19 protein-coding genes are annotated in these 17,671 nt (G+C 69.2%); 9 read left to right on the top strand and 10 right to left on the bottom strand.

Annotated elements, in window-relative coordinates; all coding sequences use genetic code 11:
• Nucleotides 1–143 precede the first annotated feature (143 nt).
• The 6 genes from ASC65_RS15315 to ASC65_RS15290 all read right to left on the bottom strand — a co-directional run bounded on the left by ASC65_RS15315 (nucleotide 144) and on the right by ASC65_RS15290 (nucleotide 4,860).
• On the bottom strand, nucleotides 144–431 hold the full coding sequence (locus ASC65_RS15315; RefSeq protein ID WP_056455218.1) for a DUF6958 family protein: 288 nt from the start codon (nucleotides 429–431) through the stop codon (nucleotides 144–146).
• A gap of 23 nt (nucleotides 432–454) precedes the next feature.
• A complete protein-coding gene (gene gatB, locus ASC65_RS15310) occupies nucleotides 455–1,960 on the bottom strand; it encodes an Asp-tRNA(Asn)/Glu-tRNA(Gln) amidotransferase subunit GatB (RefSeq protein WP_056455216.1) in 1,506 nt (501 codons plus the stop codon).
• Entirely contained in the window at nucleotides 1,957–2,424 is a 468-nt protein-coding gene (locus ASC65_RS15305) for an endonuclease domain-containing protein (protein ID WP_082526078.1), read from the bottom strand. Before ASC65_RS15305 ends, gatB begins: the two co-directional genes overlap by 4 nt.
• Before the next feature lie 78 nt (nucleotides 2,425–2,502).
• Nucleotides 2,503–3,981: an Asp-tRNA(Asn)/Glu-tRNA(Gln) amidotransferase subunit GatA gene (gene gatA, locus ASC65_RS15300; protein ID WP_056455214.1), complete on the bottom strand. Its 1,479-nt coding sequence runs from the start codon at nucleotides 3,979–3,981 to the stop codon at nucleotides 2,503–2,505.
• Between the two features lie 3 nt (nucleotides 3,982–3,984).
• Nucleotides 3,985–4,272: an Asp-tRNA(Asn)/Glu-tRNA(Gln) amidotransferase subunit GatC gene (gatC, locus tag ASC65_RS15295; protein WP_056455212.1), complete on the bottom strand. Its 288-nt coding sequence runs from the start codon at nucleotides 4,270–4,272 to the stop codon at nucleotides 3,985–3,987.
• Between the two features lie 72 nt (nucleotides 4,273–4,344).
• Nucleotides 4,345–4,860 carry a hypothetical protein gene (locus ASC65_RS15290; RefSeq protein WP_056455211.1) on the bottom strand — a complete coding sequence of 172 codons (516 nt, stop codon included), beginning with the start codon at nucleotides 4,858–4,860 and terminating at the stop codon, nucleotides 4,345–4,347.
• Nucleotides 4,861–4,981: 121 nt separating this feature from the next.
• On the opposite strand from ASC65_RS15290, the gene ruvX reads away from it, so the two are divergent.
• From ruvX to topA, 8 genes are all read left to right on the top strand, one after another.
• Nucleotides 4,982–5,446: a Holliday junction resolvase RuvX gene (ruvX, locus tag ASC65_RS15285; protein ID WP_056455209.1), complete on the top strand. Its 465-nt coding sequence runs from the start codon at nucleotides 4,982–4,984 to the stop codon at nucleotides 5,444–5,446.
• Complete coding sequence (locus ASC65_RS15280; RefSeq protein ID WP_056455207.1) at nucleotides 5,446–6,369, top strand: AEC family transporter; 924 nt, start codon at nucleotides 5,446–5,448, stop codon at nucleotides 6,367–6,369. Before ruvX ends, ASC65_RS15280 begins: the two co-directional genes overlap by 1 nt.
• Before the next feature lie 23 nt (nucleotides 6,370–6,392).
• Nucleotides 6,393–7,373, top strand: a complete 981-nt coding sequence (locus ASC65_RS15275; protein ID WP_056455205.1) for an aspartate carbamoyltransferase catalytic subunit — start codon at nucleotides 6,393–6,395, stop codon at nucleotides 7,371–7,373.
• The gene (pyrC, locus tag ASC65_RS15270; RefSeq protein WP_056455203.1) at nucleotides 7,370–8,647 is read left to right on the top strand and encodes a dihydroorotase; all 1,278 of its coding nucleotides are present in this window, start codon (nucleotides 7,370–7,372) and stop codon (nucleotides 8,645–8,647) included. Before ASC65_RS15275 ends, pyrC begins: the two co-directional genes overlap by 4 nt.
• 90 nt (nucleotides 8,648–8,737) lie before the next feature.
• Nucleotides 8,738–9,247, top strand: a complete 510-nt coding sequence (locus ASC65_RS15265) for a hypothetical protein (protein ID WP_156459697.1) — start codon at nucleotides 8,738–8,740, stop codon at nucleotides 9,245–9,247.
• 42 nt (nucleotides 9,248–9,289) lie between these two features.
• The gene (gene plsY, locus ASC65_RS15260; RefSeq protein ID WP_056455199.1) at nucleotides 9,290–9,928 is read left to right on the top strand and encodes a glycerol-3-phosphate 1-O-acyltransferase PlsY; all 639 of its coding nucleotides are present in this window, start codon (nucleotides 9,290–9,292) and stop codon (nucleotides 9,926–9,928) included.
• Nucleotides 9,925–11,019: a DNA-processing protein DprA gene (gene dprA, locus ASC65_RS15255; protein WP_056455198.1), complete on the top strand. Its 1,095-nt coding sequence runs from the start codon at nucleotides 9,925–9,927 to the stop codon at nucleotides 11,017–11,019. The genes plsY and dprA overlap by 4 nt, the downstream gene beginning before the upstream one ends.
• 93 nt (nucleotides 11,020–11,112) lie before the next feature.
• Nucleotides 11,113–13,737 (top strand): type I DNA topoisomerase, encoded by a 2,625-nt coding sequence (gene topA / locus ASC65_RS15250; protein WP_056455197.1) that lies wholly within the window; start codon nucleotides 11,113–11,115, stop codon nucleotides 13,735–13,737.
• A 16-nt stretch (nucleotides 13,738–13,753) separates the two neighbouring features.
• Here topA and ASC65_RS15245 read toward each other — a convergent pair whose 3' ends face one another.
• From ASC65_RS15245 to ASC65_RS15235, 3 genes are all read right to left on the bottom strand, one after another.
• Nucleotides 13,754–14,173 (bottom strand): molecular chaperone DnaJ, encoded by a 420-nt coding sequence (locus tag ASC65_RS15245; protein WP_056455195.1) that lies wholly within the window; start codon nucleotides 14,171–14,173, stop codon nucleotides 13,754–13,756.
• 4 nt (nucleotides 14,174–14,177) lie between these two features.
• The gene (locus tag ASC65_RS15240; RefSeq protein WP_056455193.1) at nucleotides 14,178–15,020 is read right to left on the bottom strand and encodes a division plane positioning ATPase MipZ; all 843 of its coding nucleotides are present in this window, start codon (nucleotides 15,018–15,020) and stop codon (nucleotides 14,178–14,180) included.
• A 141-nt stretch (nucleotides 15,021–15,161) separates the two neighbouring features.
• Nucleotides 15,162–15,794 carry an SPOR domain-containing protein gene (locus ASC65_RS15235; protein ID WP_056455191.1) on the bottom strand — a complete coding sequence of 211 codons (633 nt, stop codon included), beginning with the start codon at nucleotides 15,792–15,794 and terminating at the stop codon, nucleotides 15,162–15,164.
• A 91-nt stretch (nucleotides 15,795–15,885) separates the two neighbouring features.
• On the opposite strand from ASC65_RS15235, the gene panC reads away from it, so the two are divergent.
• Entirely contained in the window at nucleotides 15,886–16,743 is an 858-nt protein-coding gene (gene panC, locus ASC65_RS15230; RefSeq protein ID WP_056455189.1) for a pantoate--beta-alanine ligase, read from the top strand.
• A 136-nt stretch (nucleotides 16,744–16,879) separates the two neighbouring features.
• Here panC and ASC65_RS15225 read toward each other — a convergent pair whose 3' ends face one another.
• Nucleotides 16,880–17,653, bottom strand: coding sequence for a chorismate mutase (locus ASC65_RS15225; protein WP_056455187.1), 774 nt, complete (start codon nucleotides 17,651–17,653; stop codon nucleotides 16,880–16,882).
• Nucleotides 17,654–17,671: the final 18 nt, after the last annotated feature.

The raw sequence follows: 17,671 nt of genomic DNA, 5'->3' as shown, positions 1-17,671 counted from the left end.
GTCGCCCTGGTCAACAAGCTGATGACGCTTCTGAACGCCATCCTCCGCGACCAGACCGAATGGAGAGCAGCCACGACCTGACAAACACAGTTGCTCATCCGCCCCTGCGGGGCACCTTCTCCCCCGAGGGGAGAAGGATCAAGTCACGTCCGCCGCCACGTCAGCGGCTTGGTCTTGTCCCGCACCACCGCCCCCTCGGCCTCCAGGTGCAGCTGGGCGGACTTCATCCACCAGGAGCTGGTGGTGCCGGGGAATCGGTCGGCGGGCAGAGTCTCGCGCATGGCGGCGGTCATGGCGCCCTGGGTCATGCCAGGGGCCTCGGTGGGGAGGATCGACAGCAGGGCGGCCGAGGCCTCGGTGAATTTGGCGGCGTCGACGCGATAGGTCTTGCCGGGCTGGAGGACGTTCCGGATTTCGACCTTGTCGTTCACGGCGCGTCCTCCTTTGTGGGGCCTTACAGGCCCAGCTTGGCCTTCAGGATGTCGTTGACGGCGGCCGGGTTGGCCTTGCCGCCGGTGGCCTTCATGACCTGGCCGACGAACCAGCCGATGGCCTGGGGCTTCTCGGCGACGGCTGCGGCCTTGTCCGGATTGGCGGCGATGATCTCGTCGACGGCCTTCTCGATGGCGCCGGTGTCGGTCACCTGCTTGAGGCCGTGCTTCTCGACCACCTCGGCAGGCGAGCCCTCGCCATTCCAGACGTAGTCGAACACCTCCTTGGCGATCTTGGAGGAGATGACGTTGGTCTCGATCAGCTCGACCAGTTGGGCCACGTGGGCGGCCGGCAGCGGGTTCTCGCTGAACTCCTTGCCGTCGGCGGCCAGACGGGCGGAGACCTCGTTGGTCACCCAGTTGGAGACCAGCTTGGCGTCACGTCCTTTGGCGGCCGCTTCGAAATAGTCGGCCTTGGCCTGATCCGAGATCAGCACCACAGCGTCGTACTGCGACAGGCCGTACTGGCTCATCAGTCGACGGCGCTTCTCGTCCGGGAGCTCGGGCAGCGAGGCCTTGATGTCGTCGATCCAAGCCTGCTCCAGCTCGAGCGGCAGCAGGTCGGGGTCGGGGAAGTAGCGATAGTCCATCGCCTCTTCCTTGGACCGCATTGAGCGGGTCTCGCCGGCCGTCGGATCGTACAGGCGGGTCTCCTGAGTGACCGAACCGCCGTCCTCGAGGATCTCGATCTGACGGCGCGCCTCGTACTGGATGGCCTGCGAGATGAAGCGGAACGAGTTGACGTTCTTGATCTCGCAGCGCGTGCCCAGGTGGCTGAAGTCGCCGGTGGCCTTGTACTTGGCGTACTGGCCTTCGCGGCAGACGGAGACATTCACGTCCGCGCGCAGGTTGCCCTTCTCCATGTCCCCGTCGCAGGTGCCCAGGTACATCAGGATGGTGCGGATCTTCTTGACGTAGGCGACCGCCTCTTCCGGCGAACGGATGTCCGGACGCGAGACGATCTCCATCAGGGCCGTGCCGGCGCGGTTCAGGTCGACGAAGCTTTCGGTCGGCGACAGGTCGTGGATCAGCTTGCCCGCGTCCTGTTCCAGGTGCAGGCGCTCAATGCCGACGTTGAAGAAGGAGCCGTCCTCGGCCTCGACCTCGACAACGCCCTCGCCGACGATCGGATAGAAGAGCTGGCTGATCTGATAGCCGGTCGGCAGGTCCGGGTAGAAATAGTTCTTCCGGTCAAACTGGCTCTTCAGGTTGATCTGGGCCTTGAGGCCAAGGCCCGACTTCACCGCCTGCTCGACGCAATGCTTGTTCAGCGTCGGCAGCATGCCGGGGAAGCCGGCGTCGACCAGCGACACCTGCTCGTTCGGTCCAGCGCCGAAGCCGACCGCGGCTCCGGAGAACAGCTTGGCCTTCGAGGCCACCTGGGCGTGGATCTCCAGGCCCATGACGATTTCCCAGGCGCCGGTGCGGCCCTGGATGAGTTTGGAGTTGGTAGCGGCGGTATCGGTCATGGTCGGTATCTAGGACGGCGCGGCTTGGGAATGAAGGGTTTTCGCATCCCCTCTCCCATCGGGAGAGGGAGGGGCCCGTCGACGTCGTCGACGGGAGGGAGTGGGGTTACGGCGCCGGCCAGCCTGGCCTGGTCGCGGATGGCTGCGAGAACGGTCGGGAATGCTGCGGTCACCTGGGCGTTTGGAAAGCGGAGCACGCACCAGCCGAGCGCCTCGATCGCCTGCTGGCGGTGATAGTCGTCGAGATGGCGCTCATCCTGGTCGTGGACGCCGCCATCGAGTTCAACCACCAGCCGAAGCGACTCGCAGGCGAAGTCGACGAAGTAGCGGTCGATCGGATGCTGCCGCCGAAACTTCAGACCGTCGAGGCGGCTGGCGCGCAGGGCCTGCCAGAGGAGCGCCTCCGGATAGGTCTGGCGCTTGCGAAGGTCGCGTGCGTGCGCGGTTTGAGCCTCGGGCGTCATGAAGCGTAACCCCACACCCTCCCACGCGCGATGCGCGCGGGCCCCTCCCTCTCCCAACGGGAGAGGGTTTCGTTCAATCTACCACCACTTCTCCGGCTTGGCCGTGAAGCCCGCGGATTGTTCCAGCACATCCGCGACCTGGAACACGGTCGCCTCGTCCAGCGCCTTGCCGATGACCTGCAGACCCAGCGGCAAGCCGCCCGAGTCGACGCCGGCGGGGACCGAGATGCCCGGCAGGCCGGCGAGGTTGGCGGTCACCGTGAAGATGTCGTTGAGGTACATCTGCAGCGGATCGATCTGCTTGTCGCCCAGCGCGAAGGCGGCCGACGGCGTGGACGGCGTCAGGATGGCGTCGACCTTGTCCCAGACATTGTCGAAGTCCTCGGCGATGCGACGGCGGACCTTCAGGGCGCGGACGTAGTACGCGTCATAGAAGCCGGCCGAGAGGACGTAGGCCCCGATGGTCAGGCGGCGCTGAACCTCCTTGCCGAAGCCCTCGGCGCGGCTGGTCTCGTAGAGATCGGTGAGCGACGAGGCCTGCTGGGCGCGGTGGCCGAAGCGCATGCCGTCGTAGCGGGCCAGGTTGGACGAGGCCTCGGCCGGGGCGATGATGTAGTAGGCCGGCAGGGCGTATTTGGTGTGCGGCAGGCTGATCTCGACGATCTCGGCGCCGGCGGCCTTGAGCCACTGCACGCCCTGATCCCACAGGTTCTGGATCTCGGCGGGCATGCCGTCCACGACGTATTCCTTGGGCACGCCGATGCGCAGCCCCTTGACGCCCTTGCCGAGCGACTGGGTCCAGTCGGGGGTTTCAATGTCGAGGCTGGTCGAATCCTTGACGTCGAAGGAGCACATCGAGCGCAGCAGGATGGCGGCGTCCTCGACCGTCTTGGTGATCGGTCCGGCCTGATCCAGCGACGAGGCGAAGGCGACCATGCCGAAGCGGCTGGCGCGGCCGTAGGTCGGCTTGATGCCGACGGTGCCGGTGAAGGCGGCCGGCTGGCGGATCGAGCCGCCGGTGTCCGAGGCGGTGGCGGCCAGGCAGAGGTCGCCGGCGACGGCGGAGGCCGAACCGCCCGACGAACCGCCGGGGGTCAGGTCGGCGTTGGAGGTCTTGGACTTCCACGGATTGACCACCGACCCGTAGGCCGAGGTCTCGTTCGACGAGCCCATGGCGAACTCGTCCATGTTCAGCTTGCCGAGCATGACCGCGCCGTCGCGCCACAGGTTGGCGGTGACGGTCGATTCATACGGCGGCACGAAGCCCTTGAGCATGTTCGAGCCGGCGGTCGTCTGGACGCCGTCGGTGCAGAACAGGTCCTTGATGCCCAACGGCGCGCCTTCCAGCGCCCCGCCCTCGCCTCTCGCCAGGCGGGCGTCGGAGGCGCGGGCCATCTCCAGCGCCTTGTCCGTGGTCTGGGTGACGTAGGCGTTCAGGGTCAGGTTAGCGGCGTCGATGTTGGCGACGAAGGCCTTGGTGATCTCCTCTGAAGAGAACTCACGGGCCTTGAGGCCGTCGAGGGCGGCTTTAAGCGACAGTTTGGTCAGGTCGGACATGATCTACTCGACCACCTTGGGCACGACATAGAAGCCGTCGGCGGACTTGGGCGCATTGGAGAGCACGGCGTCGACCTTGGCGCCGTCGGTGACGACGTCGTCGCGCAGGCGCAGCGGCTGGTGGACGTTGGAGGTCATCGGCTCGACGCCCTGGACGTCGACCTCGTTGAGCTGCTCGATCCAGGCGAGGATGCCGTTCAGCTCGGCGGCGAGCGGCTCCAGCCGATCCTCCGGGGTCTTGATACGGGCGAGATGCGCCACCTTGCGCACCGTCGCAGCGTCGATGGCCATGCGGCCCTCCAAATGCGAAAGCGGAACGGGCGGGATTAGCCTTCCGGGCCCGAATTCACAAGGATTCTGACGCTATTGCGCCGGGGTCACCGTGACGGTCGTCGGCGGCGAGCCGTCCGTGGGGGCGGCCCAGCCGATGATGACGCGACGCTTGCGGCTGCCGATCTGGCCGCTGGCGGCGTCGTGGGTGCTTTCCTCGATCTCCAGATCGACGCGGCCAGGAGCCTCAGACAGCACGCGGTAGCCGAGGAAGTCGCCGATGCGGAACACCCGCCAGCCGTCGGCCGGGGACACGAAGAAGGCCACGTGGGCATAGAGGCCGTTCATGGCCGGATCGCCGCCGGCCGTGCCGAACAGCTTAGTGGTCAGGGTCCCCTGCTTGGCCAAGGCGTCGAGCTGCACCACCGAGGCCGACCATTGCAGGTTGGCGTCGCCGTCGGGCGTCAGCGAGGCCGCAGGACCGGCCGCGGTCAGAGGCGCTGCGGACGCGGCCGGCGCTTCCCGCTCGGCGGCGGGAACGGCCTCCTTGCGGCTTTCGACGCCGGTATCGCAGGCGGCCAGAGCCACCAAGGCGGTCAGAAACAGCACTGGCCTCATCGAACCCTCCCATCGGTTTAACCAAGCTTTGCCACTTGGAACGCTGTTCCGCCAGTCCCGTCGGCGCGCATTCCGCTTTGACTCACCGCGTCCCCGGTCCTACCGCCAAGGCGTGACCGTCCTGACCCTCGAAGAGCTCGCCGCCGCCACTCCGCCCGGGACGCCCTGGCTGGGCCTGGACCTGGGCGAGAAGACCATCGGCGTGGCCGCCTCGGACGCCACGCGGATCATCGCCAGCCCACTGGAGCTGATCCGCAAGACCAAGTTCACCGACGACGCCAAGGCGGTGCTGAAGCTGATGGACGGCCGCAAGGCGTCGGGTCTGATCATCGGCCTGCCGCTGAACATGGACGGGACCGAAGGGCCGCGGGCGCAGTCGTGCCGCGCCTTCGCCCGCAATCTGCAGCGGATCCGCGAGGTGCCCTGCGTCTTCCAGGACGAGCGGCTGTCGACGGCGGCCGTGGAGCGGTTCCTGATCGAGGAGCTGGACCTGAACCGCAAGCGACGGGCGAATGTGGTCGACCGGACGGCCGCCGCCTGGATTCTGCAGGGCGCGCTGGACCGGCTGAGGGGCTGATGGGGGCGTTGCTCGCCGGCGTCCTGCCGGTCTTCGTCCTGATCGCCATCGGCTACGGGCTGCGCAAGTCCGACTTCCTGCCCGACGCGACCTGGCGGCCGATCGAGAAGCTTTCGATCCACATTCTCTATCCGGGCTTCCTGATCCCGGCGATCTGGAGCGCGGACATCTCGGGCGGCGGCGCGGGCGCGGCCGGGGCGGCGTCGGTGACCTCGGTGCTGATCATCGCGACCCTGACCCTCCTGGCCAAGCCGCTGATCAAGCTGGACGGCCCAGCCTACACCAGCGTCTTCCAGGGCGTGATCCGCTGGAACAGCTTCGTCTTCCTCCCAGTCATCCAGTCGGTCTACGGCCCGGACGGGCTGGCGTTGGCGGCGGTAGTGATCGCGGCCATGATTCCGGTGACCAACATCCTGTGCGTCATCGTGCTGGTGCGCTGGGGCGCCGACCAGAGGGCCATGTCGCCGCTGTCGCTGGCCAAGGCGATCTTCTCGAACCCCATCCTGCTCGCCTGTCTGATCGGCCTGGCGCTGAACCTGGGCGGCGTGCCGCGGCTGGGCGGGATTTCCGATACGCTCGAGCTGCTGGGCGCCGCCGCCCTGCCCCTGGGCCTCATCGTCGCCGGCGCCGGGCTGAGCTTCGCCGAGGTGGCGCGGCGCAGGATCACCATCGGCGCCGTGTCCTTCATCAAGCTGGTCGTCACCCCGCCGCTGATGTGGGGCCTGTGCGTCCTCTACGGCGGGAACGAGACGGCGCAGGGCATCGCCCTGCTGTGCGGCGCGGCCCCCGGTGCGGCGGCCAGCTATATGCTGGCGCGGCAGATGGGCGGAGACGCGCCGCTGATGGCCGGAATCGTGGCCCTGACGACGGTGGGAAGCGCCTTAAGCATCCCCGTGCTGCTGGCGCTATTCCATCTGGCCTAGATGCGCCCTATAGCCGGGCCTCGATGACCCAGCCCGATGTCACCGACCTGATTCACGAGCGGCTGGCGCCGTTTCCCCGCGACCATTTCCTGTCCGCAGGCGATCTGAACGCCGCGACGGTCCCGCCGCTGCTGGATCTGGCCGACGCCTTCGTCGACTTTAACCGCCAAGGCGCCAAGTCGCTCGACATCATGCGCGGCCGGACGGTGATGAACCTGTTCTTCGAGAACTCGACCCGCACCTCCGCCTCTTTCGAGATCGCGGCCAAGCGCCTGGGCGCCGACGTGACGGCGCTGAGCCCGCGCACCTCCTCCGTGGCCAAGGGCGAGACCCTGATCGACACGGCGGCGACGCTGAATGCCATGAAGCCCGACGTGCTGGTGGTCCGCCATTCGGCGTCGGGCGCGGCGGCCCTGCTGTCGCAGAAGGTCGGCTGCGCCGTGGTCAACGCCGGCGACGGCCGCCACGAGCATCCGACCCAGGCCCTGCTCGACATGCTGAGCATCCGCCGCGCCTTCGGCGACGTCGGCGGGCTGACGATCGCCATCTGCGGCGACATCGCCCACAGCCGGGTCGCCCGCTCCAATGTCGCCCTGCTGTCGATGATGGGCGCGCGGGTGCGCCTGATCGGGCCGCCGACCCTGGTGCCCGGCGACGCCGACCGCTGGGGCTGCGAGGTTTTCCATGACATGCGCGACGGCCTGCAGGGCTGCGACGTGGTCATGATGCTGCGCCTGCAACTGGAGCGGATGGAGGGCGCCCTGGTGCCCTCGACCCGCGAATATTTCCGCTTCTGGGGCCTGGACCGCGAGAAGCTGGCCTGGGCCAAACCGGGCGCCAAGGTGATGCACCCGGGGCCGATGAACCGCGGGGTGGAGATCGACTCCGACGTCGCCGACGACCTGTCGGTGTCGCTGATCCAGGACCAGGTCGAGATGGGCGTCGCCGCGCGCATGACCGTGCTGGCCGCCCTGTCCGCCCGCCGCGAGGGAGCCGGCCAATGAGCGCTCTCGCCATCCTGAACGCCCGCCTGCTGGACCCGGCGACGGACTATGACGGCCCGGGCGCGGTACTGATCGAGAACGGCCGCATCACAGAGGTCGTTCGTGGCGCAGGGGCCACGGCCCCCGAAGGCGTCACGGTCATCGACGCGGGCGGCCTCTGCCTTTCGCCGGGCCTGATCGACATCCGGGTCAAGACCGGCGAGCCGGGCGCCGAGCCCAAGGAGACGCTGAAGTCCGCGGCCCTTTCGGCGGCGGCGGGCGGCGTGACGACCATCGTGGTTCAGCCCGATACCGACCCGGCCATCGACGATCCGGCGATGATCGACCACATCCAGCGGCGCGGCGCCGCGCTGGAGCTGGTGAACGTCCGTGCGGCGGGCGCGGCCACCAAGGCCCGCGACGGCCAGCGCATGGCCGAGATCGGCCTGATGGATGAGGCCGGCGCCCTCTATTTCACCGACGTCGACAAGGTCATCGCCAACACCCGCACCCTGCAGCGGGTGATGAGCTACGCCGCCGCCTTCAACGCCCTGATCGCCTGCCGCCCGGCCGAGCCCTGGCTGTCGGAAGGCGCGGTGGCGACCTCGGGCGAGCTGGCCACTCGTCTGGGCCTGCCGTCGGCCCCGGCCATCGCCGAACGCATCCAGCTGGAGCGCGACCTGGCCTTGGTGGAGCAGACCGGCGCCCGCTTCCTGGTCGACCAGATCTCGACCGAGGGCGCGCTGGCCACCCTGGCGCGGGCTCGGGGCAAGGGACTTGAGGTCGCCGCCTCGGTCTCGGTCAACCACCTGTGCTTCAACGAGATCGACATCGGCGACTACCGGACCTTCTACCGGATGGACCCGCCGCTGCGCCCCGAGAGCGACCGGCAGGCCCTGGTCGAGGCGGTGCGCGAAGGCCTGATCGACGCCATCACCAGCGCCCACGCCCCGGCCCCGGCCGAAGACAAGCGCCGTCCGTTCGCCGAGGCGGCCCCGGGCGCGATCGGGCTCGAGACCCTGCTGCCGGCCGCCCTGACCCTGCACCATCAGGAAGGCCTGGACCTGCTGGACGTGCTGCGGCCGTTGACCGCCGGGCCGGCGGCCCTGCTTGGGCTGGACGCCGGGGTGCTCAAGGCCGGAGCGCCGGCGGACCTCGTCCTGTTCGATCCAGGCGCGCCGGTTGTGATCGATGCAGAGCGTCTGCACTCAAAATCCAAGAATTCTCCATTCGACGGACGGCGCCTGCAGGGCAAGGTTCTCGGAACCTGGGTGGGCGGCGTTCGGAAGGTCTAGCGTATGAGATGGAGGGGCGGTCGTCCGGACTGGCTGGTCGTTAGCGCCTGGCTCGTAATCGCCGCCCTGCTGCTCCTGGCATCCGATTGGATGTTCGAAGCGATCTTCATCTTCGGCACGATGATTCAGCTCGCCTGGGGCTGTGTCGGCCTCGCCCTCCTGGCGAACCTGTTGCTAAGCGGCCGTTGGATTCCGACTATAGTGCTGGTTGGCGCCGGCGCCGCACTTGTCCTGGCTCCCCTGCCCCAGTGGGGAGGCTGGCTATGGTTTCGTATCAGCTTCGAGTCCCACAAGGCGGCCTATGCGAAGGTCGTGGAGGAGGCGCCCGGACTTCCACGACAAGGCACAGCGCATGGCGTGAGATATCTGGTTGAACCCGGCCCTCCGGTTCGTGTCGCCTTCCCCCAACCCGTCGGCGTCGCCGACAATTGGAGCGCGGTGATCCACGACCCGTCCGACGCCGTGCTCACCGCCCGAGGCTGGGGCGCGGGAGGCGCAGGCGAATACACGGCGCGTCCCTATGTGCAGGAACTGTGGGGCGGCGACCTCCTTACCTGCACCCGAATCACCGGACACTGGCACCGGTGCTGGTTCACATGAACCTCGGCATGCTATTCACGCTGCGACCGTAAGGGGGATGAAGTGCAGGATCTGGTCGGACCCGCTGTAGGGACGCTCGCGCTCGTCGCGGTGGGCGGTTACCTGCTGGGCTCCATCCCGTTCGGGGTGATCCTGACCCGCGCCGCAGGCGCCGGGGATGTGCGCAACATCGGCTCGGGCAATATCGGCGCGACCAATGTGCTGCGCACCGGCCGCAAGGACCTGGCCATCGCCACCCTGCTGCTCGACGCCGGCAAGGGCGCGGCCGCGCTCCTGATCGCCCGCATGCTGTTCAGCAACGAGGTCGCGGGCGCCATCGCGGGCGGCGCGGCCTTCCTGGGCCACCTCTTCCCGGTCTGGCTCGGCTTCAAGGGCGGCAAGGGCGTGGCGACCTTCTTCGGCCTGCTGATCGCCGCCTGCTGGCCGCTGGGCCTGATGGCCGGCGCGACCTGGCTGATCGTCGCCGCCCTGTTCCGCATCTCGTCCCTGTCGGCCCTGGTCGCCTCAGCCGCCGCCCCGTTCTACGCCCTGCTGCCCCTGGCCGCGCTGGGCCTGCCTGCGCCGCAGCCGATCTTCGTGCTGGCGATCTTCACCGCCGTGCTGATCTGGATTCGCCACCACGAGAACATCCGGCGCCTGCTCAAGGGGACCGAACCCCGCATCGGCGGCAAGAAGGCTTGAGCCGCGGGGCGCCGCTGCCGGAGACGGAGCGGTTCGCCCGATTGAGGCTGGCGCGCACCGATCGGGTCGGCCCGGTCGCCTTCAAACAACTGCTGGAGCGGTTCGGCACGGCTGAACGCGCCGTCGAGGCCCTGCCGGACCTGATCCGCCGCGGCGGCGGGCATGGCCACGCCCTGCCCCCGGTCGAACAGGTCGAGGCTGAACTCGCGGCCGGAGAGCGCCTGGGCGCGCGGCTGCTGGTGCTGGGCGATGCGGACTTTCCCCCGATGCTGGCGGCGGTCGATCCGCCCCCGCCCCTACTGTGGACCTTGGGCGACCCGGCCCTGATGCTCGACGCCTGCATCGCCATCGTCGGGGCGCGGATCGCCTCGGCGGGCGGCCAGCGCATCGCCCGGGGCCTGGCGCAGCAACTGGGCGAGGCCGGGCATGTGGTGGTCTCGGGCCTGGCCCGCGGCATCGACGGGGCGGCCCACCTGGGCGCCCTGCCGACCGGGACGGTGGCGGTGCTGGGCGGCGGGGTCGACGACGTCTATCCGCCCGACAACGCCGACCTCTACGCCCAGATCGTCGAGAAGGGCTGCATCGTCTCGGAGAGCCCGGTCGGAGTCCGGGCTCAAGCCAGGGACTTCCCGCGCCGCAACCGCATCATCTCCGGTCTGTCGCGCGGCGTGATCGTGGTCGAGGCGGAGCTGAAGTCCGGCTCGCTGATCACCGCCCGGCTGGCCGGCGAACAGGGCCGCGACGTCTTCGCCGTGCCGGGCTCGCCGCTGGACCCGCGCTCCAAAGGGCCGAACGAGCTGCTGCGCCAGGGGGCGATCCTGTGCGAGGGGCTGGAGGACGTGGAGCGAGCGTTCTCCACCCTACGCACCCTGCGCGAACCCACGGCGGACAATCCGTTCGAGACGTCCCCCGGCGAGGTCGACGAAGCGCTGCTTGAGCGAGTCGCCGCCCTGCTCGCCCCGACGCCGACGCCGCGCGACGAGCTGGCCCGGGCCCTGGGCCTGCCGATCGGACCGGTCGCCGCCGCCCTGCTGGAACTCAGTCTGGCCGGGCGCGCCAGCCTGCTGCCGGGCGGGCTGGTTTCGACGTGAAATCACCCACCGGACCGGACGCCGATTGACAGCGGCCCTCGCGCCAACCACGTTCCCGCCCCTTCAAAGCCCTCCTTAGGCGCACCTCCCCCTATGAATCTTGTCGTCGTCGAGAGCCCCGCAAAGGCGAAGACCATCAATAAGTACCTGGGCCCGGACTATACGGTCCTGGCCTCGTACGGCCACGTCCGCGACCTGCCGTCGAAGGACGGGTCCGTGCTGCCCGACGACGACTTCGCCATGTCGTGGGAGATCGACGCCAAGGCCTCCAAGCGCCTGTCCGAGATCGCCGAGGTCGCCAAGAAGTCCGACCGCGTCATCCTCGCCACCGACCCGGATCGCGAGGGAGAGGCGATCAGCTGGCACGTGCTTGAGATCCTGACCAAGAAGAAGGTCCTCAAGGACACCCAGGTCCAGCGGGTCACCTTCAACGCCATCACCAAGAACGCCGTGCTCGAGGCCATGGCCGCGCCGCGCGACCTGGATATGGAGCTGGTCGAGGCCTATCTGGCCCGCCGCGCCCTGGACTACCTGGTGGGCTTCAACCTCTCGCCGGTGCTGTGGCGCAAGCTGCCGGGCGCGCGTTCGGCCGGCCGTGTACAGTCGGTCGCCCTGCGCATCGTCGTCGATCGCGAGATGGAGATCGAGAAGTTCAAGGCCCAGGAATACTGGTCCGTGGAGGCCGACCTGGCCGCCGACAGCCCGCCCTTCACCACCCGTCTGGTGAAGCACGAGGGCAAGCGGGTGCAGCGCCTGGACATCGGCTCCGAGGCCATGGCCACGGCGGCGCGCGAGGCGATCAACGCCGGGACCTTCACGATCAAGGCGATCGAGAAGAAGCCGGTCAAGCGCTCGCCCTCGCCGCCCTTCACCACCTCGACCCTGCAGCAGGAAGCGGCGCGCAAGCTCGGCTTCACCGCCCAGCGCACCATGCAGGCGGCGCAGAAGCTGTACGAAGGCGTCGACGACACGGGCGGTCTGATCACCTACATGCGGACCGACGGCCTGTTCGTCAGCCCGGAGGGCATCGCGCAGGCGCGCCAGGTCATCGGCGAGCGTTTCGGCCCGGCCTACGTCCCTTCGGAGCCGCGCTACTACAAGACCAAGGCCAAGAACGCCCAGGAGGCGCACGAAGCCATCCGTCCGACCAACATCGCGCGTGCGCCGGAGAGCCTGCGGCTCGATAGCGACCTGCAGCGGCTCTACGAGCTGATCTGGAAGCGGATGGTGGCCAGCCAGATGGAATCGGCGCGCCTGGACCGCACCACGGTCGAGGTCGAAACCGCCGACGGCCAGACGGGCCTGCGCGCCACCGGCCAGGTGGTCGCCTTCGACGGCTTCATCGCCGTCTATGAGGAAGGCCGTGACGACAAGCCCAAGGACGGCGCCGACGACGAGGACGACTCGACCCGCCTGCCGACGCTGAAGGAAGGCGCGACCGCCAAGGTCGAGGCCATCCGCACCGAGCAGCATTTCACCGAGCCGCCGCCGCGTTATTCGGAAGCCACCCTGGTCAAGAAGCTGGAAGAGCTGGGCATCGGCCGCCCGTCGACCTACGCCTCCATCCTGACCACCCTGCGCGACCGCGAATACGTGCGCTCGGACAAGGGCCGCTTCTACCCCGAGGACAAGGGACGGCTGGTCACGGCCTTCCTGGAGCAGTTCTTCTCCAAATGGGTGGAGTACGACTTCACCGCCGCCCTGGAGACGCGCCTCGACGAAGTGTCGGCGGGCGATCTGAACTGGAAGGTTCTGCTGCGCGAGTTCTGGACGGACTTCCACGCCGCCACCAGCGCCGCCGGCGAGCTGCGCACCACGGCCATCCTGGACGCGCTGAACGAGTCGCTGGGCGCCCACATCTTCCCGCAGAAGGAAGACGGCGCGGATCCGCGCGAATGCCCGCTGTGCCACCAGGGCCAGCTGAGCCTGAAGACCAGCCGCTTCGGCGCCTTCATCGGCTGCTCGCGCTATCCCGAGTGCAAATACACTCGCCCGGTCGCGGCCCCCGACGCCGAGAACGGCTCGGCCGAGAGCGGCGACCGCGAGCTGGGCGTCGATCCGCAGACCAACGCCCCAGTCTCGCTCAAGATCGGCCGCTTCGGCCCCTATGTGGAAACCACGCCGCCGGATGCGGACAAGCCCAAGCGCTCGTCCCTGCCGAAGGGCTGGTCGCCGGCCTCGATCGACCTCGACAAGGCCCTGCGCCTGCTGGCCCTGCCGCGCGAGGTCGGGATGCACCCGGAGGACGGCAAGCCGATCACGGCGGGCCTGGGCCGCTACGGTCCCTTCGTGCAGCACGCGGGGACTTACGCGAATGTCTCTGACATCGATGAGGTTTTCGAAGTCGGTCTGAACCGCGCCGTGGCCCTGCTGGCCGAGAAGCGGGCCGGCCGTCCAGGCGGCCGTGGGGCCGCTGCGGCGCCGCTGAAAGACCTGGGGGCGCACCCGGAGACGGGCGAGCCGATCCACGTCATGGCCGGCCGCTTCGGCCCCTATGTGAAGTCCGGCAAGATCAACGCCACCCTGCCCAAGGGCACGGCGCCCGAGGACCTGACGCTGGAGGCGGCCCTGCCGCTGCTGGCGGCTCGCGCCGCCGCGGCTCCGGCCAAGGGCAAGAAGGCGCCGGCGAAAAAGGCCGCGGCTCCGAAGAAGCCGGCGGCGAAGAAGGCTCCGGCCAAGAAGACAGCGACCAAGAAGGCGGCGGCGGCGGAGGAGTAATCTTCCGCCGGCGCCCCTAGTCCTTGAGCAGGCGATCCCGCGCCGCGTTGAGCCGCGACGCCAGCCCCTCCGTGCCGCCCTGGTCAGGGTGGGCGCGGGCCATGAGGCGCTTCCACTGGGTGTTGATCTCTTTCGGCGTGGCGTCGGCGGAGACGCCCAACAGCGACCGTGCTTCAGACAGGGTCATCCCCTCCGGGCGACGCTCCACCGCGCGCTGGCGGGAGACGACGCTCAGCCACACGCCGGCGCCGGCGAGCGCCAGGGCCGCGATCCATGAGCCGCGCACGGCCAGGAGCACTGCGCCGGCCGTCATCACGGCTGCGAACAGGGTGGCGGCGACCCGCCAATGGGCGCGGCCGGGCCGCTCGGTCTGACGGCCCAGACGGACCAGGGCCCAGACGGCGATCGCCGCCAGGGCCAGCCAGACCAGGCTCAAGACGTCACGCGGCGGCTTCGAGCGGCGTGTTCAGCGTGCCGCCGTCGAGGCCGAGGGCCTGCATCAGGTTGCGCAGCTCCTGGCGGGCGGCGACGTGGGCCAGGGAGACGGCCACAGGACGCACCTCGTTGGACAGGTCGGCGACGGTCAGGCCGAACGGGAACAGCTCGCGGTAGATGACGCGGTCGCGCAGGCCGGGGCCCATGCGGAAGCCGACGCGGCGGGCCAGTTTCTCCATTCGCTCTTCCAGGCGGCGGCGATTGCGCGCCTCGGCCACCGCCAGGCGATTGGTGACGACGATCCAGTCGATCGTGGCGGTGCGGCCCAGGGCGATGGCGCGCTGCTTGCGGGCCTCCCAGACGCTCTCGGAATAGATCGAGGGCTTGAGCAGATCCAGGCTCACCGGGTCGACCGTGCCGAGCAGGTCGAAGTCGACGAAGCTGTCGTTCATCGGGGTGACGATCTGGTCGGCCAAGCCGTGGGCGGCGCGCGACAGGACGGTGTCGCCGCCGGGGGTGTCGATCAGGATGACGTCGACGCCTTCCGCCTTGGAGGCGGAGAAGGCGGCGCCGAACCTCTCCAGTTGCTCTGCGGACGGGGCCTGGGCGAGAGCCTTGCCGTCGCCGAGGTCCGCCTCGAACGGCATGGGCAGGAAGCAGCCGTTGCCGGCGGTCCAGGCCGCGCGATTGGCGAAGAACCGGGCCAGCGACCGCTGACGGAGGTCCAGGTCGATGATGGCGACCTTCTTGCCCGCGTGCAGGAGGCCAGTGACGATGTGGATGGCGAGGGTGGACTTGCCCGCCCCGCCCTTCTCGTTGCCGACGATGATGACCGTAGGCTCAGCCATGGATTTTCAACCTCTGAACAGCCGCCGACTCGACACGCGACCCCAGGAGGAGAGTCGCGGCAGCGCGCCCCCACGTCAACGCGGGCCGCTTAGGCGTCTGTGGACCGCTGCCGTACGACTAGCGGGCCGCTGTGGCGGGTTTCAGGCGGAGCGGTGGCACCAGGGGTCGTCGATGCCCGCGGCGGCGCAGACGGCGGCGGCGCCGGCGCCCGGCACGCGGACCTTGAGACGGACCAGCTGACGACCGTTGACGTCGACCTTCTCATAGACCGGCGTCAAACCTTCGAGGGCCCAGGACGCCTGGCCGCCCTTCAGACGGGCCCAGGCGGCGCGGGCGGCGGCCTCGCTGGAGTAGGCGCCGATCTGGACCAGGTTACCGCCCTGACGGACGGCCGGAGCCGGTCGGACCTGGATGGCGGGCTTGGCGGCGGGCGCGGCCTCGGCCGGGCGGGCCGCGATGCGCTGGACTGCGGCCTCGACGACGGCGGGCGCAGCGGCTTCCGCCAGAGCGGGAGCCATCGCCGGCATCAGACCGTCGCGGGCGTCCCACAGGGCGTGCGGATCCATGACCTCGACCGTGAGCGGCTTCCGAGGCCCTGTCTCGGCGCGCTCGGTGGCGGCCGGCGCGTCGTTACTGGCCGGGGTGCGGTCCTCGGAGACCGGAATGGCGGCGACGTTTTCGGCGAAATTCTCGAAGCGGTGCGGATCAGCGTTGACGACGCCGCAAGCCGAAACGGTTGCGGCGGCAAGACAGACCAGCACTGGACGGATCATAAGGCTCGGCGTCATAAGCGGCACACTCGCACGCCGGGGTTTGCAGCCTAGTTTACGATCAGCCTTAAGCCGAAAGGTCTCACTGTTAACCATGGCCGATACTCCACTCGTGGCCATCGTCCGCCCTGTCGCCGACCTGCGCACAACTGTAAGCGCGTGGAAGCGCCAAGGGTTCACCGTAGGTTTCGTGCCGACTATGGGCGCCCTGCACGACGGCCATCTGGCCCTGGTGCGCGAGGCCAAGGAACGGGCCGACCGCGTCGTGGCCAGCGTCTTCGTCAACCCGACCCAGTTCGCCGCCCACGAGGACCTGGGCGCCTATCCCCGACAGGAGGGCCGCGACGCGGAATTGCTGGCCGAAGCAGGCTGCGACCTGATGTTCGCGCCGTCGGTCGAGGAGATGTACCGCCCGGACGCCACCACGACGATCAGCGTCGGCGCGCCGGCCGAGGGCCTAGAAGGCGCCTTCCGGCCGCAGATGTTCGGCGGCGTGGCCTTGGTGGTGTCCAAGCTGCTCAATCAGGTGCAGCCCGACGTGGCGGTCTTCGGCGAGAAGGACTTTCAACAGTTGATCGTGGTCCGCCGGCTGGTCCGCGACCTCGACATCCCGACCGAGATCATCGGGCTGCCGACCATCCGCGACGGCCACGGCCTGGCCCTGTCCTCGCGCAACGCCTACCTCAGCGAGGCCGATCTGGCCGTGGCGCGGCGCCTGAACGGCATTCTGGCCGAAGCGGGCGCCAAGGCGGCGCTGGGCGATCCGGTCGCTCCGCTGGAGGCCGAGGCGGCCCAGGCGCTGCTGGCGGCAGGCTTCGACAGCGTCGACTACGTCGCCATCCGCCGAACGGACGACCTGTCGGCCTTTGAAACCGTGGCGGACGCCCCTGCCCGCGTCCTGGCGGCGGCCAAGATCGGGCGGACGCGGCTGATCGACAATATGGCGGTGTGAGACCGCCCCCGATTTCCGCTCATCCCCGCGAACGCGGGGACCCAGTTCGCTCCAGCTTGACGTTTGCGCGTCCGGACCGGCGAACGTGCACGCAAGCCGCTTTCGCGGGGATGAGCGGTGAGTTTGGGTGTCCGACCTAGCCGATCGAACCCACGCAGCCCTCGTCGCCGCCGACCGGGAGGGCGGCGTCGGTGAGGCTCAGGGTCCAGCCGTGGTGGGTGTCCAGGCCACGACGGCGAATGCCGGAGCCGTCGCCGGCGTCGCCGCCGACGTCGACGATGACGCGGCGGCCGTTCGGCAGGGCGGCCGGATCGATCTTGCCGACGGCGAGCGCCGTCGGGGTGTCGCCGCCGAAGCCGTCGAAGACGCTGAGCATGGACCAGTCGCGGCGCAGGCCGATCCACCAGGGATCGCCGGCGTTGACAGCCAGGACGGCGACGCCATGGCCCTCGGCGGCCCAGGCCAGGGCGGCCTGCGGATCGCGGACGGCGCGCATGTCGGCGGCGGCGCCGAAGCGCAGGCGGGCGCCGTCGAAGGCGCGGGTCGGCTCGACCGGCGACCAGACCTGGACCTTCATCCGGCCCTGACGGGCCAGACCCCAGCCGACGATCTGACGCCACAGGGACTCGACCGCCTCACGGTTGTCGGGCTCGGCCTGGGACAGGACGCGGTCGAGGACGGTCTGCTCGCGGTCCGGACGCAGCTTCACATGCGGGCCCGAGGGGGCGTCCTTGGCCTTGCCGACCTTGGCGGCGATGGCCAGACGGCGCTCGAACAGGGCCAAAAGCTGGTCGTCCAGTTCGTCGATCTCGTGGCGCAGGGCGGCCAGCGCCATCTGTTCGGCCGAGAGTTCCTGGGGGGCGGCCGGCCAGACTTGCTGCAGGGCGGCTTGGGTACGGGAGGTGGTCACAGGGGACAGTCTTTCGAT

Source organism: Brevundimonas sp. Root1279 (assembly GCF_001425945.1).
GTDB lineage: Bacteria > Pseudomonadota > Alphaproteobacteria > Caulobacterales > Caulobacteraceae > Brevundimonas.
This window is presented reverse-complemented; position numbering and strand designations above follow the sequence as displayed.

Bases quoted from the DNA above. Each gene is read 5' to 3' on its own strand.
- ASC65_RS15235 (WP_056455191.1), bottom strand. From the start codon at position 15,794: ATGATCCGTCCAGTGCTGGTCTGTCTTGCCGCCGCAACCGTTTCGGCT.
- ASC65_RS15240 (WP_056455193.1), bottom strand. From the start codon at position 15,020: ATGGCTGAGCCTACGGTCATCATCGTCGGCAACGAGAAGGGCGGGGCG.
- ASC65_RS15275 (WP_056455205.1), top strand. From the start codon at position 6,393: ATGACCCAGCCCGATGTCACCGACCTGATTCACGAGCGGCTGGCGCCG.
- panC (WP_056455189.1), top strand. From the start codon at position 15,886: ATGGCCGATACTCCACTCGTGGCCATCGTCCGCCCTGTCGCCGACCTG.
- ASC65_RS15305 (WP_082526078.1), bottom strand. From the start codon at position 2,424: ATGACGCCCGAGGCTCAAACCGCGCACGCACGCGACCTTCGCAAGCGC.
- ASC65_RS15280 (WP_056455207.1), top strand. From the start codon at position 5,446: ATGGGGGCGTTGCTCGCCGGCGTCCTGCCGGTCTTCGTCCTGATCGCC.
- topA (WP_056455197.1), top strand. From the start codon at position 11,113: ATGAATCTTGTCGTCGTCGAGAGCCCCGCAAAGGCGAAGACCATCAAT.
- gatB (WP_056455216.1), bottom strand. From the start codon at position 1,960: ATGACCGATACCGCCGCTACCAACTCCAAACTCATCCAGGGCCGCACC.
- ASC65_RS15265 (WP_156459697.1), top strand. From the start codon at position 8,738: ATGTTCGAAGCGATCTTCATCTTCGGCACGATGATTCAGCTCGCCTGG.
- gatC (WP_056455212.1), bottom strand. From the start codon at position 4,272: ATGGCCATCGACGCTGCGACGGTGCGCAAGGTGGCGCATCTCGCCCGT.
- gatA (WP_056455214.1), bottom strand. From the start codon at position 3,981: ATGTCCGACCTGACCAAACTGTCGCTTAAAGCCGCCCTCGACGGCCTC.
- pyrC (WP_056455203.1), top strand. From the start codon at position 7,370: ATGAGCGCTCTCGCCATCCTGAACGCCCGCCTGCTGGACCCGGCGACG.